Annotated in this window: 16 protein-coding genes; 6 read left to right on the top strand and 10 right to left on the bottom strand. The window is 67.6% G+C overall.

From position 1 onward, the window contains the following. Positions 1-65 precede the first annotated feature (65 nt). The 10 genes from C666_RS12540 to C666_RS12495 form a co-directional block, all read right to left on the bottom strand. Positions 66-512 (bottom strand): CBS domain-containing protein, encoded by a 447-nt coding sequence (locus C666_RS12540; RefSeq protein ID WP_004339740.1) that lies wholly within the window; start codon positions 510-512, stop codon positions 66-68. A gap of 138 nt (positions 513-650) precedes the next feature. Next, positions 651-1,478, bottom strand: a complete 828-nt coding sequence (panC, locus tag C666_RS12535; RefSeq protein ID WP_004339739.1) for a pantoate--beta-alanine ligase — start codon at positions 1,476-1,478, stop codon at positions 651-653. A 46-nt stretch (positions 1,479-1,524) separates the two neighbouring features. Next, entirely contained in the window at positions 1,525-2,340 is an 816-nt protein-coding gene (gene panB, locus C666_RS12530) for a 3-methyl-2-oxobutanoate hydroxymethyltransferase (RefSeq protein WP_004339737.1), read from the bottom strand. Positions 2,341-2,422: 82 nt separating this feature from the next. Beyond that, positions 2,423-3,061 carry a deoxynucleoside kinase gene (locus C666_RS12525; RefSeq protein ID WP_004339735.1) on the bottom strand — a complete coding sequence of 213 codons (639 nt, stop codon included), beginning with the start codon at positions 3,059-3,061 and terminating at the stop codon, positions 2,423-2,425. Positions 3,062-3,084: 23 nt separating this feature from the next. Further along, a complete protein-coding gene (locus C666_RS12520; RefSeq protein WP_004339734.1) occupies positions 3,085-3,468 on the bottom strand; it encodes a DMT family protein in 384 nt (127 codons plus the stop codon). Positions 3,469-3,545: 77 nt separating this feature from the next. Next, positions 3,546-4,031, bottom strand: a complete 486-nt coding sequence (folK, locus tag C666_RS12515) for a 2-amino-4-hydroxy-6-hydroxymethyldihydropteridine diphosphokinase (RefSeq protein WP_004339732.1) — start codon at positions 4,029-4,031, stop codon at positions 3,546-3,548. A gap of 14 nt (positions 4,032-4,045) precedes the next feature. Beyond that, a complete protein-coding gene (gene pcnB / locus C666_RS12510) occupies positions 4,046-5,398 on the bottom strand; it encodes a polynucleotide adenylyltransferase PcnB (RefSeq protein WP_004339731.1) in 1,353 nt (450 codons plus the stop codon). Between the two features lie 70 nt (positions 5,399-5,468). Then, positions 5,469-6,131, bottom strand: a complete 663-nt coding sequence (locus C666_RS12505; RefSeq protein WP_004339730.1) for a histidinol-phosphatase — start codon at positions 6,129-6,131, stop codon at positions 5,469-5,471. A 69-nt stretch (positions 6,132-6,200) separates the two neighbouring features. Next, entirely contained in the window at positions 6,201-6,893 is a 693-nt protein-coding gene (hda, locus tag C666_RS12500; protein WP_004339729.1) for a DnaA regulatory inactivator Hda, read from the bottom strand. A 16-nt stretch (positions 6,894-6,909) separates the two neighbouring features. After that, positions 6,910-8,010: an AI-2E family transporter gene (locus C666_RS12495; protein ID WP_004339727.1), complete on the bottom strand. Its 1,101-nt coding sequence runs from the start codon at positions 8,008-8,010 to the stop codon at positions 6,910-6,912. A gap of 150 nt (positions 8,011-8,160) precedes the next feature. On the opposite strand from C666_RS12495, the gene purM reads away from it, so the two are divergent. From purM to C666_RS12465, 6 genes are all read left to right on the top strand, one after another. Next, complete coding sequence (gene purM / locus C666_RS12490) at positions 8,161-9,219, top strand: phosphoribosylformylglycinamidine cyclo-ligase (protein WP_004339725.1); 1,059 nt, start codon at positions 8,161-8,163, stop codon at positions 9,217-9,219. A 140-nt stretch (positions 9,220-9,359) separates the two neighbouring features. Further along, positions 9,360-9,848 (top strand): hypothetical protein, encoded by a 489-nt coding sequence (locus tag C666_RS12485; RefSeq protein ID WP_004339722.1) that lies wholly within the window; start codon positions 9,360-9,362, stop codon positions 9,846-9,848. Between the two features lie 73 nt (positions 9,849-9,921). Next, positions 9,922-10,308, top strand: coding sequence for a RidA family protein (locus C666_RS12480; RefSeq protein WP_028792462.1), 387 nt, complete (start codon positions 9,922-9,924; stop codon positions 10,306-10,308). A gap of 203 nt (positions 10,309-10,511) precedes the next feature. Further along, positions 10,512-11,822 (top strand): NAD(P)/FAD-dependent oxidoreductase, encoded by a 1,311-nt coding sequence (locus C666_RS12475; protein ID WP_004339719.1) that lies wholly within the window; start codon positions 10,512-10,514, stop codon positions 11,820-11,822. A 69-nt stretch (positions 11,823-11,891) separates the two neighbouring features. After that, the gene (locus C666_RS12470; RefSeq protein ID WP_004339716.1) at positions 11,892-12,875 is read left to right on the top strand and encodes a DUF2157 domain-containing protein; all 984 of its coding nucleotides are present in this window, start codon (positions 11,892-11,894) and stop codon (positions 12,873-12,875) included. Further along, a partial coding sequence (locus C666_RS12465) for a DUF4401 domain-containing protein (RefSeq protein ID WP_157280493.1) occupies positions 12,872-13,530 on the top strand: 659 nt, incomplete at its 3' end. The genes C666_RS12470 and C666_RS12465, both read left to right, overlap by 4 nt.

Here is a 13,530-nt window from a genome sequence, read left to right as displayed (position 1 = left end):
ACGCCGGGCTTCGCCCCGGCGTTTTGCATGGATGCTCGTTCAGACGCCGCCCAGCGGCGGCCGGCTCACTCGGCGGCGAGGTCGCCGGCGATGTAGCTTTCGAGCTGCCGGATCGTGGCCTGCTGCTGGCTGACGACGGATTTGACCATGTCGCCGATGGTGACCACGCCCATGATCCTGCCCTGGTAGACGACCGGCAGGTGGCGGAAGCGGTTTTCGGTCATGGTGTGCATGACTTCGTCGACCGTGTTGGTGGGCGTCACGGTGCAGGGGTTGGGCGTCATCAGGTCGCCGACGCGGATGTCGCGCGACACCAGGCCCTTGAGCACGACCTTGCGGGCGTAGTCGCGCTCGGTGAAGATGCCCACCAGGTGGTCGTTCTCGGTGACCAGCACACAGCCGATGTCGAACTGCGCCATCAGCGACAGGGCATCGAACACCGAGTCGGTCGGACGCACCGAATGGAAAACGCTGCCTTTCTGCTCAAGAATCTGTTTAACGCTCGTCGCCATCGTTTCTCTCCCTCCTCCGGTTGTGTACCGCTTGCTGGTACGGCAAGGCCGCCGGGGGCGGCCGTTTGTTCTCGATATAGGTTGGTCCGGGGCGCGCTGAAGCGCAAGCAGGGGCGAACCCTGATGTCCGCGCCGGGCTCAGATCTCCAGATTGTCGATCAGCCGGGTGCGGCCCAGCTTCGCCGCGGCCAACACCACCAGCGGATCATCCATGTGCAGCGGCGGCTGCAGGTCGGCGCGGCGGCGCACGGCGACGTAGTCGGGCTCCCAGCCCGCGGCGGCCAGTTCGGCCATGGCCTCGGTTTCCAGTTTGAGCAGGTCGTGGTCGCCGGTGCGCACGGCATCGCGGATGCGCGACAGCAGGCGGTACAGCAGCGTCGCGCGGCTGCGCTCGTCGGCGCTCAGGTAGCCGTTGCGCGACGACAGCGCCAGGCCGTCTGCGGCGCGCACGGTGTCGCCGGGCAGCACTTCGACCGGCAGCGCGAGTTCGCGCACCATGTTGCTCAGCACCATCAACTGCTGGTAGTCCTTCTTGCCGAACAGCGCGATGTCGGGCTGCACGATGTTGAGCAGCTTGAGCACCACGGTGGCGACGCCGCGGAAATGCCCGGGGCGGAACTCGCCTTCGAGGATCGAGACCTGGGCGGGGGCCGGCTCGACATGGTAGCGCTGCGGCTGTGGATACATTTCGGCCTCGTCCGGCGCGAAGACGTGCCTGACGCCGACGGCGGCGAGTTTTTCACAGTCGGCCGCCAGGGTGCGGGGGTAGCGGTCGAAGTCTTCCCCGGCGCCGAACTGCAGGCGGTTCACGAAGATGCTGGCGATGACGCAGTCGGCCTCTTCGCCCGCCTGGCGCATCAGCGTGATGTGGCCTTCGTGCAGGTTGCCCATGGTGGGCACGAGGGCGACCTTGCCGGCGGTGGCACGGGCGGCGCGCAGGCTTGCGAGGGTGTGATGGATCTGCATGCGGAAGCGTCTATGGCGTGATTGGAAGGACGTCGCGCGCCACGGTTCAGTAGCAGTGCTCGGCGGCCGGGAAGCTGCCGTCGCGCACTGCGGCGACATAGCGGGCGACCGCGTCCTCGATGCTGGCCGCGCCTTCCATGAAGTTGCGCACGAAGCGTGCGGTCTTGCCGGGGAAGATGCCGAGCATGTCGTGCAATACCAGCACCTGGCCGTCGCAGGCCGGGCCGGCGCCGATGCCGATCGTAGCCATCGTGCTCAGGCTGGCGGTGATCTCGGCGGCGAGGGCGGCCGGCACCATTTCCATCACCAGCAGCGCGGCGCCGGCCTGCTCCAGCGCCAGCGCGTCGGCCTTCATGCGGGCCGCGCCTTCGTCGCTGCGGCCCTGCACGCGGTAGCCGCCGAGCTGGTGCACCGACTGCGGCGTGAGGCCGATGTGGCCGCACACCGGCACGCCGCGCTCGACGAGGAAGCGCACGGTCTCGGCCATGAACTCGCCGCCTTCGATCTTGACCATCTGCGCGCCCGCGGCCATCAGGCGGGCGGCGTTGCGCATCGCCTGTTCGGGGTTTTCGTGACAGGAGCCGAAGGGCATGTCGGTCAGCACCAGCGGGCGGGCAGCGGCGCGCGCCACGCATTCGGTGTGGTAGGCCATGTGTTCGAGCGTGACCGGCAGCGTGGATTTCTGCCCCTGCAGCACATTGCCGAGGGAGTCGCCGATCAGCACGACGTCGATGCCCGCGCGGCCGAGCAGTGCTGCGAAACTCGCGTCATAGCCGGTGAGCATCGCGATCTTGCGGCCTTCGGCGCGCATCTTGCCAAGCTCGAAAAGAGTGACGGGCTTCTGGTCCTGGAGATAGCTCATTCATCGCTCCTGATGGGAGGGCGGAGTTTTCCACCAAACTGGTGCATTGCACAAGTTCATTGACCCAAATGTGGGTAGGGGTTTACCCCGCGTAGCCGAAGAACTCGCGGTAGCCGCGCATGTCGCGCAGGCGGGAAAGCAGCATTTCGAAGTCGTCGTCGTTGTCGACCGGGTTGAGTTTGCCGGCGTCGACGATGAACAGTGGTGCCGCCTCGTACTGGTAGAAGTAGCGCGTGTAGCGGTCGGAAACCTGTTGCAGGTAGGCCTCGGTGATGCGCCGCTCGGCCTCCAGCCCGCGCTTGTGGACGCGCTCCATCAGCGTGTCGGCGCGGGCCTGCAGGTAGATCACCAGGTCGGGCTTAGGCGCCTCGGCGGGTTTCACGCTGTCGTAGATGCGCTGGTGCAGGGCCAGTTCGTCCGGGCTGAGGTTCTGCTCGGCGAACAGCCTGTCCTTGTCGAGGATGAAATCCGACACGATACGGCGTTCTTCCGAGATGGGGCCGAGCGCGGCGAGCTGGTCGATGCGCTGGAACAGGAAGGACAACTGCGTCGCCATCGCCCAGCGCTCGGGCTGTTGGTAGAAGCGCGACAGGAAAGGGTTGTACTCGGCCTGCTCGAACATGGTTTCGGCCTGCAGGCGTTCGGCCAGACGCTTCGCGAGCGAGGTCTTGCCCGCGCCGATCGGGCCTTCGACGACGATGTAGTGTGCTTTGTCGAGCATGCGCGTGCCGCCTTTGCCCCGCGTTAGCTGCGGAAGATGAAGTAAACCGCGCCAAGCATACACAAGGCGGCCCAGAGATAGTCAAGCTTGATCGGCTGCTTCATGTACAGCACGACGAAGGGGACGAACACCAGCAGCGTGATCACTTCCTGCATGATCTTGAGTTGGGCGAGATTCAGCGCGGTGGCGCCGATGCGGTTGGCCGGCACCTGCAGCAGGTACTCGAACAGCGCGATGCCCCAGCTCACCACGGCGGCCACATACCAGGCCTTGCCCTGCATGTTCTTCAGGTGGCCGTACCAGGCGAAGGTCATGAAGACGTTGGAGGCGGTGAGCAGCAGCGCGGTCTGCAGCCAGACCGGGTTGGCGGTGAAGGCCGTGGTGGCGGACTGGAGCCAGGCGGGCATGGTGGGCTCGAAGCGGAGGGAAGGGGGCGGGAACCGCGTGCCGGGCGGGATGCGGGCGTGTGGAAGGTGTCGGGCGCTCAGGCGCGTGCGATCGCCTGGCCGGCGACGCCGGGCAGCAGCGCCGCCGCCGGGCCGTGGCCGGGGATGGCGGCGTCGGGGGCGATTTCGGCCAGCGGCACCAGGGCGAAGGCGCGCAGGTGCATGCGCGGGTGCGGCACCTGCAGGCCGGGCTCGTCGATGACCGCGTCGCCGTGCAGCAGCAGGTCGAGATCCATGGTGCGCGGCGCCATGCGGCTGTCGCGCGTGCGGCCGCCTTCGTGCTCGATCGACAGCAGCGCGTCGAGCAGCGGGCGGGCGGCCAGCGCCGTGGACAGTTCGATCACGGCGTTGATGTAGTCGGGCTGGCCCTCCACGCCGACCGGCGCGCTGCGGTAAAGGGAGGAATGGGCCACGACCCGGGTGCCGGGCAGTTCGGCGAGGCGCTGCAGCGCCAGGGAGAAAGCCGCGGCCGGATCGCCGAGATTGGCGCCGAACGCGACGAAGGCGCGCGTACAGGAACTCATCGGTGCCGCGGGCTTCAGGCGGTTTCGGCCGGGCTTGCCGCGTCTGCGGGCTTGCGCCGCTTGCGGCGGCGCTTCTTCGCCGCGGGGGCGGCGTCGGCCGGCGCCTGGCGGATCAGGGCGTCGCGCTCGTCGTGGCCGGCGTGGGCGAAGCGGTCCCACCAGTCGACGATTTCCATCGGAATCTCGCCGGCCTGCGCGCGCAGGCGCAGGAAATCCCAGCCGGCGCGGTAGCGCGGCTGCTCGATGAGGCGGTAGGGCGTCTTGCCCGCGCGCTTGTCGAAGCGCGGCTGCAGCGCCCAGATGTCCTTGATGTCGCCGACGATGCGGCGGGTGATGGCGAGCTTGCCGGCCTGGGCGTCGAGCACCTCGTCCATCGCCTCGAACAGCGCCGGCTGCGAATGCTCGCCGGCGGCCTTCTTCTTTTCCCAGGTGGCCAGCACCTCGTGCCACAGCAGGGTGGCGAACAGGAAGCCGGGCGAGACGGATTTGTCCTGGCGCACGCGCTCGTCGGTGTTCTCGAGCGACAGCCAGACGAAGCGCTCGCCCATCGGTTGTTCGAGGATGACGTCGAGCAGTGGCAGCAGGCCGTGGTGCAGGCCTTCCTCGCGCAGTTGCTTCAGGCATTTGACCGCGTAGCCCGAGAACAGCAGCTTCAGCATCTCGTCGAACAGGCGTGCGGCGGGGACGTTCTCCAGCAGCACCGCCATGTCGCGGATCGGGTGGCTGGCGGCGGGGTCGATCGTCAGGCCCAGCTTGGCGCCGAGGCGCACCGCGCGCAGCATGCGCACCGGGTCTTCGCGGTAGCGCGTGCGCGGGTCGCCGATCATGCGCAGCGTCTTGTGCTGGATGTCGGCCACGCCGTGGTGGTAGTCGACGATGGTTTCGCTGGCGGGGTCGTAGTACAGCGCGTTGACGGTGAAGTCGCGCCGCGTGGCGTCTTCTTCCTGGCTGCCATAGACGTTGTCGCGCAGCACGCGGCCGTGCTCGTCGGTCTCGGCCGATTCGGCGTCCTGGCCGGCGCGGAAGGTGGAGACCTCGATCGTCTCCGGCCCGCTCATGACGTGCACGATCTTGAAGCGGCGGCCGATGATGCGCGAGCGGCGGAAGGCGGCGCGCACCTCTTCCGGCGTGGCGCTGGTGGCGACGTCGTAGTCCTTGGGTGGATGGCCGATCAGCAGGTCGCGCACCGCGCCGCCGACGACGAAGGCCGTATAGCCCTTTTCCTGCAGCACGGCACAGACCTTGCGCGCGGCGGGCGAGAGTTGTTCGCGTCGAATGCCGTGGCGTTCGACCGGGATCAGGGCGGGTTCGTGGCGGACGGATTGCGCCGGGCGCTTGAAAACCTTGCGCAGCAGCTTGCGGATCATCGGAAAAGGCGTTGTCCTTGCATAAGCCGCCAATGATAACCGATCGCCCGGAGCGAGCGCGCCTCGTGCATCAGCGCAGCGAGATCAGCGGCCAGCCGTGCTGGCCGGCATGGGCGCGCAAGGTGTCGTCCGGGTCGACCGCAATGGGGTCGGAAACGTGCTTCAGCAGCGGCAGATCGTTGTGCGAGTCGCTGTAGAACCAGCTGCGCTCGAAGCTGCCCAGGTGCAGGCCGAGCGATTCCAGCCAGGCCTCGACGCGCTCGATCTTGCCTGCCTGGAAAGCCGGCGTGCCGCGCGCCTTGCCGGTGAAGGCGCCGTTCTCCTGTGCCGGAACGGTGGCGACGAGATGGGCGATGCCGAATTCGCGCACGATCGGGCCGGTGACGAAAGCATTGGTGGCGGTGACGACCGCGACCAGCGCGCCCTCGTCGAGGTGCTGGCGTACCCGCGCGCGCGCCTTGGCGGTGATCATCGGGCGCACGGCCTGGTCCATGAACTCGCGGTGCCAGGCGTCGAGTTCCGTCCGCGTGTGGCGGGCGAGCGGGGCGAGCTGGAAGTCGAGGAAGGCGTCGATGTCGAGCGTGCCGGCCTTGTAGTGTTCGTAGAACTCGATGTTCCTGGCTTCCTGCACTTCGCGGTCGAGCACGCCCTTGCCGATCAGGAACTGCGCCCAGGCGAAATCGGAGTCGCCGGCGAGCAGGGTGTTGTCGAGATCGAAGAGAACGAGATTCACGTTGGGGCTCCAGTGGAAGGTCGGAAGGGGATGGATGGGGCGGGCCGGACGCCGGGGTCCGGTGCGTGTTCAGATCTGCAGCCCCTGCTGCATCATCTCGCGCAGCAGCGGCAGGGTGATCGGGCGCTTGCGTTCGAGCGAGGCGGCATCGAGCGCGTCGAGCACCGCGAGCAGGCTGGGCAGCTCGCGCCGGCCGTGGCGCAGCAGGAAGTCGACCACCTCGTCGGCCAGCCGCAGGCCGCGGCGTTCGGCCAGCGTCGCGAGGATGGTGGCGCGGGAGTCGTCGTCCAGCGGCTGTACCTCGTAGACCAGGCTCTGGCCGATGCGGGTGCGCAGGTCTTCGCGCAGCGACAGCCCGAGCGGCGCGGCGGGCCCGGCGAGCAGCAGCGACTGGCCGTTGCCGCGGCTGCGGTTGAAGGCGTTGAACAGCGCGACCTGCGCCTCGGGCGACAGCCGGTCGATGTCGTCCACCGCCACCAGGGCGTCGGCGGTCTCGGGCAGGGCGTCGTCCACGTCGTCGGCGGCGAGGAGGTGGGTCGGGCGGCCAGACTCCCGCGCCAGCGCAATGCTCGCGCGCAGCAGGTGGCTGCGGCCGCTGCCCGCCGGGCCCCACACATACACATGGCGCGCCGGCAGTTGCCGCGCGGTCGAGGTCGCGGCCAGCAGGGATACCGTGGCCACCAGTTCGGCGTTGGCGCCGGCGACGAAGTTCTCCAGCGTGGGGGGGGCGTCGGGGCGGATGTCGAGGACGAGCTGCTTCATCGCGTGCCGTTCATCGTCAGTCACGCTCCTGCGTGATGACGGGCGTGGACTGGGTGCCGAGATACACCGGGCTGGCGAACCAGGCATTGCGCACCTCGCGCAGGCCCACCAGCAGCGCCGCGCTGACGGGCAGCGCCACCAGCACGCCGACGAAGCCGAACAACTGGCCGAAGGCCATCAGCGCGAAGATCACCGCCAGCGGATGCAGGCCGATGCGTTCGCCGACCAGGTAGGGCGTCAGCAGGAAACTCTCGATCAACTGGCCCAGCCCATACACGATGCCCACGCCGATCAGCAGCGGCCAGCCCTCGGCCTGCAGCAGCGCGGCGAGAATGGCGAGGATCAGCCCGCCGCCGTAGCCGACGTAGGGAATGAACACCAGCAGACCGGTCAGCACGCCCACCGGCAGCCAGAAGTTCAGCCCCGCGAGCCACAACCCCAGGCTGTAGAGCACCGCCAGCAGCGCCATCACCGACAACTGTCCACGCAGGAATTCCGACATCACCGAGTCGATGTCGTTGATGATCGTCATCGTCCGATCGAGCCAGGGGCGCGGCACGATGCGCTGCAGTTCGGTCAGCAGGCGCGGCCATTCCTGCAGCAGGTAGAACATCACCAGCGGAATCAGGAACAGGTTGGCGACGAAGGCGATGAGCGCCATGCCGCCCGTCTTGAGGTGGCCGAGCACGATCGGCACCAGGTCCTGCGCGTTGCTCCAGTTGTCGGCGATCAACTGGCGGAACTGGGCGGCGTCGAGCTGTATCCGGACGCCCAGCCGCGCCTGCAGCAGCGGCGAGACCTTGGCGTTGAACATCTCGACCAGGTCGGGCAGGCGGCCCATCAGCATCACGCCTTCGCGGTACACCATCGGCACCAGGATCAGCGCCAGCGTCACCAGCACCAGGCCCAGCGCGATGATCACCAGCAGCACCGCCAGCGCGCGCGGCACGCGGCGCGCGACCATCCAGTTGACCGCGGGGTCGCAGATGTAGGCGAACACCGCGCCGACCACGAAAGGCGCCAGGATGGGCCCCAGCAGCCAGAACAGCCCGACCAGCGCGATGCCCGCGGCGGCCCAGGTAAAGGTTTGCAGACGATCGGCGCGGGGAGGGTTCATTTCAAGTAAAATCGCGGACTTGGCGCGGGAGCACGTCCCCCGCGGAATCCGTAAATGTAGCCACTTGGCGTTGCGGCCTCAAGCCGGGGCGCCGCCAGAGGGCGCCGGCCGGGGACAGGCCCGGCATTTCGCAAGCCCAGAGGAACGATCTTGAGCGCACCCACCTCCTCCAACCAAGCCCCGCTCTCCTACCGCGACGCGGGCGTGGACATCGAAGCCGGCGACGCCCTGGTCGACCGTATCAAGCCCTTCGCCAAGCGCACCATGCGGCCCGAGGTGCTGGGTGGCATCGGCGGTTTCGGCGCGTTGTTCGAGCTGTCGAAAAAGTACAAGGAGCCGGTGCTGGTGTCTGGCACCGACGGCGTCGGCACCAAGCTCAAGCTCGCCTTCCAGCTTGACAAGCACGACACCGTCGGCCAGGACCTGGTGGCGATGAGCGTCAACGACATCCTCGTGCAGGGTGCCGAACCGCTGTTCTTCCTCGACTACTTCGCCTGCGGCAAGCTCGACGTCGATACCGCCGCCGATGTGGTCAAAGGCATCGCCCAGGGCTGCGAACTGGCCGGCTGCGCGCTGATCGGCGGCGAAACCGCCGAAATGCCGGGCATGTACCCGGCGGGCGAGTACGACCTCGCCGGCTTTGCCGTCGGCGCGGTGGAAAAGGCCGACATCATCGACGGCAGCCGCATCGTGCCGGGCGACGTCCTGCTGGGCCTGGCCTCCAGCGGGGCGCATTCCAACGGCTATTCGCTGATCCGCAAGATCATCGAAGTCGCCAGACCCGACCTCGACGCCGATTTCCACGGCCGCAAGCTGCGCGACGTGGTCATGGAGCCCACCCGCATCTACGTCAAGCCGCTGCTGGCGCTGATGCAGGCGGTGCCCGGCGTGGTCAAGGGCATGGCCCACATCACCGGCGGCGGCATCACCGAGAACGTGCCGCGCATCCTGCGCGAGGAACTCACCGCCCGCGTCGACGCCACGAGCTGGACGCTGCCGCCGCTGTTCCAGTGGCTGCAGCAGCAAGGCAAGGTCGACATGCAGGAGATGTACCGTGTGTTCAACTGCGGCATCGGCATGGCGGTGGTGGTGTCGGCGGCCGACGCCGACGCGGCCGAAGCTGCGCTGAAGGCGGCGGGCGAGACGGTGTACCGCATCGGCCGCATCGACGCGCGCAAGGACGGCGAAGCGCAGACCATCGTCGGCTGAAGCCGGCGGGGTTCTGTGGCCGCGGTCGTTGGGCGGCGCAGCACTGGGACCCGGCTGCGGCCGGGTTTCGTTTTTCCGGGGGCCGTCGGTGGGCTGGCGGGAGCAGCGTGGCGGGTGGCGTGTTTGGCGGAGCGATGTGAATGCGTGCAGTCTGGATCAGCGGCGTACTCACCGCGGCATCGTGGCTGGTGATGGCCTGGCATCTTGCCGGACTCAAGCCGAGCGTGATCGCGCTCCAGCTCGCGTGGAGCCCGAAGGTATTCGGCGAGATCATCCACTTCTGGCCGCCCGAAGGGCTTGCGCTGTACCGCCGCTGGCTCCCGTTCGACGGCCTCGTCCTGCTTGGCTATGGTGCGTTCGGGTGGCTGCTCGCGGCCCATACCCGGATTTTTTCGCAGTTGCCGCGGATTTCACGCGCCGCTGCGCCCTTCGTGCTGCCACTGGCGGCCGCCTTCGACGCGGCGGAAAACGGCCTGCACTGGTGGCTCACCGAAATGCCGCGCTTCGGCGTGCCGTCGATCTACCTGATCAGCACGGTTTGCTCGGTGCTGAAGTGGTTGTCGCTGATCCTGTTCTGCGCCCTGGTGCTGTGGGCGCAGGCCGTAAAGGATGAGCGGGGCCGGGCCTGATGCTGCCGGCCAGGTTGAAGCGCAGGGCGTGAAACCGCCGTATTCCTTCTTTTTCTTTCCTCGCGAGCCCAGTATGCCCAGAACGCCCGTTCAGACTTCGCTTTTCCCGCCCATCGGTCCCTACAGCCACGCCGTCGTGGCGGGTGCCCAGGTCTTCATCTCGGGTACGCCCGGTGTCGACCCCGAGACCGGCCAATTGGCCGGAGATGACGCCTACCGGCAGTCGAAGCAGATCCTGCAGAACTTCCGGGCCATGCTCGAATCGGCTGGCGGCACGCTCGACGACATCGTCAACGTCCAGGTCAATCTGGTGGATGTGGACGACTTCCACGAAATGAACCGGGCCTACGCCGAGTTCTTTGCCGAACCCTACCCGGCCCGGGCCGTGGTGGCGATTGCCGCGCTGCCGAAACCCGGCGCGCTGATGACGATGAGCGCGATCGCGGTGCTGAAGCGCTGACCGTTGCCGGCCATTCCGGCAAACCGAGCCAGGTCCCGGTGCTTTCCGGGGCGCGCCCCGGCCCGGCACGGGGCGTGCGGATCGCCCGTCGCGCTTGGGGAACTGGGCGGAAGAGGGGGCGAATGGCTTGAGTCCGGCGTACTGGCCGCCGGCAACGAGAGTGGTTATTCTTCATTCCCAACCCAGCGGAGTCCGAGGAAAAAATGGAGAATGCCCGGAGTGGCAGTATCGTCGTCATAGGCGGCGGCGCAGGCGGGTTGGAACTGGTCTGCAGGCTGGGCAGAAAGCTCGGACGCGACAAGGTGGTTCTCGTGGAGCGGAACCTGACCCACATATGGAAGCCCACGCTTCACGAAGTGGCCGCCGGCACATTGGATATGAACCAGGAGGGCCTGTCGTATCCAATGCTCGCGTACCAGAACAACTTCACTTTCGTGTATGGGACGTTCTCGGGCATCGACGTGGCAGCGAATGAAATCGTCGTATCGGCATTGGGGGGCGAAAATGGTGGGCTCGTGTATCCGGAGCGCAGGATCAAGTTCTTCAGGCTTTGCATTTCCGTCGGCAGCACGTCGAATTACTACAACACGCCCGGAGCGGACGAGAACACCATCTCGCTGAACAGCCCCCAGGATGCGGACCGCTTCAGGGCCGAGATGATGGCCCAGATGATTCGTGCGGAGAACGAAAAGGCCAAAGGCAATGCGGGCGCCATCGACGTGGTGATCATCGGCGGCGGCGCCACCGGCGTCGAGCTTGCGGCCGAGCTGCGTGAAGCGGGCGGAATCTATGCGAACTACGGTTTCACCCATCTGGAGCCCAACACCGACGTGAGGATCTCCTTGCTCGAAGGCTCCGGCCGCATCCTGGCGCCGCTGAGCGAGCGGGTGTCCAATGGCGCGACCCATCTTCTGGCCAAGAGAAACGTCGCGGTGGTGACGAATTGCCGCGTCAGCCGCATAGAGAAGGATCATCTGCTCGACGCGGGCGGGAAAAGATACGATTTTGACATGTGCGTCTGGGCCGCGGGGATCAAGGCGCCGGACTTCCTTGCTTCATTGGGCTTCCCGACGAACAGGATCGGGCAGATCGAAGTGACGGACAGGTTGAACGTCAAGGGCCATGAGCATATCTATGCCCTCGGCGATTGCGCATCGTGCATGCAGGCCGATGGCAAGCCCGTTCCGCCAAGGGCCCAGGCCGCGCATCAGCAGGCGGCTTACGTCTACAACGCGATCATGAGCGCTGTCGAGGGGCGTGAGCCCGTAAAGCAGCCCTATTGCTACAAGGACTACGGCTCCCTGGTTTCCCTGGGTACGCAGACCAGCGTGGGCAGCCTGATGGGCTCGTTGACAGGCGGCTCGCTGTTCGTCGATGGCCTCTTTGCGAGGTGGCTCTACATCAGCCTGCACCTGATGCATCACAAGGCCATTCTCGGTTTCGGGCGCACGGTGGTGCTGGCGATTGCCAGGGCGCTCGTCAAGAGAAGCACGGCATTGGTCAAGCTGCATTGATGAAGTGGCCGACGCCGTGAACGATTACCGGGATGCGTGCCCTTTTTTCCTGCCTCGGCGTCGTTTTTCATGAACTGGACTTTCGAACAGCGCGCACAGCTCTTCCACCTCGCCGAGGCGGGCGTCCTGGCGCAAGAGCAGCTCGAGCGGGCGGGCGGCCACGGGGCGCTGCATCCGGGGCCGCGGGACTGGCGGTGGATGCTCGACCGCCTGCTGGCGTTCGGCGGCGCGCTGCTGCTGGGCGCGGGCGTGGTCTTCTTCTTCGCCTACAACTGGGATGCCCTGCACCGCTTTGCCAAATTCGGGCTGGCGGCTGCGGCCTTGCTGGGGTGCGGGCTGGCCGCGCTGTGGGCGCCGCCGCGCGGCGTGCTCTTTCGGGCGGCGCTGTTCGGCGCCTGCATCGCCACCGGCGCGCTGCTGGCGCTGATCGGCCAGAGCTACCAGACCGGTGCGGACGTGTGGGAGCTGTTTGCGGCCTGGGCGGCGCTGATGCTGCCTTTCGTGCTGTTGTCGCGCTCGTCGGCCAACTGGGCCTTGTGGCTGGCGGTGGCCAACATGGCGCTGCTGCGCGCCTTGTCGCAGTCCGCGCTGTGGTGGTATTTCGATGCCCTGTTCCATCTGTATTCCTTGTTGCTGGTGGCGGGGCTGAATCTGGCGGTCCTGCTTGCGTTCGAACTGCTGGGGCGCTGCCTGCTGTGCGATGCACGGCGCTGGATGGCGAGGCTGGCGGCGATCGGCGTGGTGGTGCCGCTGTGCGTGGCGGCGGTGGCGGGCTGGTTCGAACCCGGCTTTCGGCAGGGCTTGACGGCGTTTGCGCTGGCGGCGACGGCTGGCGGCCTGGTGTATGGCCTGTGGCGGCGGGACGTCGCGATGCTCGCGTTGCTGAGCTATGCCGCGATCGCGGTGCTGACCGCGGGGTTGGCGCGCCTGCTCGACGCGCATGACTTCCTGGCCTTGAACGGGTTGGGGCTGTTCGTGATCCTCGCTTCCAGCGCGGCGGGCTGGTGGCTGACGCGCCTCCATCGCGCGGGTGGCGGCGGGAGCGGATCATGAGTGGGGGTGGATTGACGTTTGCAGAGCTGCTGCGCGAGCACGGCATCGTCGATGCCGAGGGGCATCGGGCGCTGGTGGCACAGCGCCCCGGCCCGTGGTGGCTGATGCTGCTTCAGGCGCTGGCGGCATGGTTCGCGTCGCTGTTGATCGTGTCGGCGGTGGTGCTGCCGGCGATCGGCCTCGGCATGGCGGGGCAGGGCGTGGTCGGGGCCGCGCTGTGCGTTACGGCGATTGCGCTGTTCCGACGTGGCGGCCTGTTCACCGACCAGATGGGGCTGGCCTTGTCGCTGGCAGGGCAGGGGCTGCTGGTGTGGGCGGTGGGCGGACATTTCGATGCGGGCACGCACCGGCCGATGGCGGCCGTCGGCGCGCTGGTGGCGGGGGCGATGATGCTGCCCAAGGCGAGCGGCCTGCACCGGAGGGCGTGCGGCGTGCTGCTGGCCGTGGCGCTCGGCGTGCTGATCGGCGAGGGGCAGGGGAGCGAGATGTTCGGTGTCGTGCTGATGGCAGCGGCGGTGCTGTCGTGCGTCACGCGCGGACGCTGGGCGGCGCATCCGCGCGGCAGCCTGCTGGGCGCGGCTGCGCTGGCCTGCGGCTTGTCCGCGCTGGCCTTGCCGGCGGTGCTGACGCTGGCGCGGGGCGAGGCCTGGGTCGG

Origin of the sequence: Thauera linaloolentis 47Lol = DSM 12138, assembly GCF_000310205.1 — a bacterium.
Lineage (GTDB): Bacteria > Pseudomonadota > Gammaproteobacteria > Burkholderiales > Rhodocyclaceae > Thauera > Thauera linaloolentis.
The sequence above is the reverse complement of the archived record's forward strand: the minus strand, read 5'-3'. Positions and strand labels throughout refer to the sequence as shown.

What these genes read in the sequence shown, in the direction of transcription:
- C666_RS12540 (WP_004339740.1), bottom strand. Translation starts at nt 512, where the DNA reads ATGGCGACGAGCGTTAAACAGATTCTTGAGCAGAAAGGCAGCGTTTTC.
- panC (WP_004339739.1), bottom strand. Translation starts at nt 1,478, where the DNA reads ATGCAGATCCATCACACCCTCGCAAGCCTGCGCGCCGCCCGTGCCACC.
- panB (WP_004339737.1), bottom strand. Translation starts at nt 2,340, where the DNA reads ATGAGCTATCTCCAGGACCAGAAGCCCGTCACTCTTTTCGAGCTTGGC.
- C666_RS12525 (WP_004339735.1), bottom strand. Translation starts at nt 3,061, where the DNA reads ATGCTCGACAAAGCACACTACATCGTCGTCGAAGGCCCGATCGGCGCG.
- C666_RS12520 (WP_004339734.1), bottom strand. Translation starts at nt 3,468, where the DNA reads ATGCCCGCCTGGCTCCAGTCCGCCACCACGGCCTTCACCGCCAACCCG.
- folK (WP_004339732.1), bottom strand. Translation starts at nt 4,031, where the DNA reads ATGAGTTCCTGTACGCGCGCCTTCGTCGCGTTCGGCGCCAATCTCGGC.
- pcnB (WP_004339731.1), bottom strand. Translation starts at nt 5,398, where the DNA reads ATGATCCGCAAGCTGCTGCGCAAGGTTTTCAAGCGCCCGGCGCAATCC.
- hda (WP_004339729.1), bottom strand. Translation starts at nt 6,893, where the DNA reads ATGAAGCAGCTCGTCCTCGACATCCGCCCCGACGCCCCCCCCACGCTG.
- C666_RS12495 (WP_004339727.1), bottom strand. Translation starts at nt 8,010, where the DNA reads ATGAACCCTCCCCGCGCCGATCGTCTGCAAACCTTTACCTGGGCCGCC.
- C666_RS12485 (WP_004339722.1), top strand. Translation starts at nt 9,360, where the DNA reads ATGCGTGCAGTCTGGATCAGCGGCGTACTCACCGCGGCATCGTGGCTG.
- C666_RS12480 (WP_028792462.1), top strand. Translation starts at nt 9,922, where the DNA reads ATGCCCAGAACGCCCGTTCAGACTTCGCTTTTCCCGCCCATCGGTCCC.
- C666_RS12475 (WP_004339719.1), top strand. Translation starts at nt 10,512, where the DNA reads ATGGAGAATGCCCGGAGTGGCAGTATCGTCGTCATAGGCGGCGGCGCA.
- C666_RS12470 (WP_004339716.1), top strand. Translation starts at nt 11,892, where the DNA reads ATGAACTGGACTTTCGAACAGCGCGCACAGCTCTTCCACCTCGCCGAG.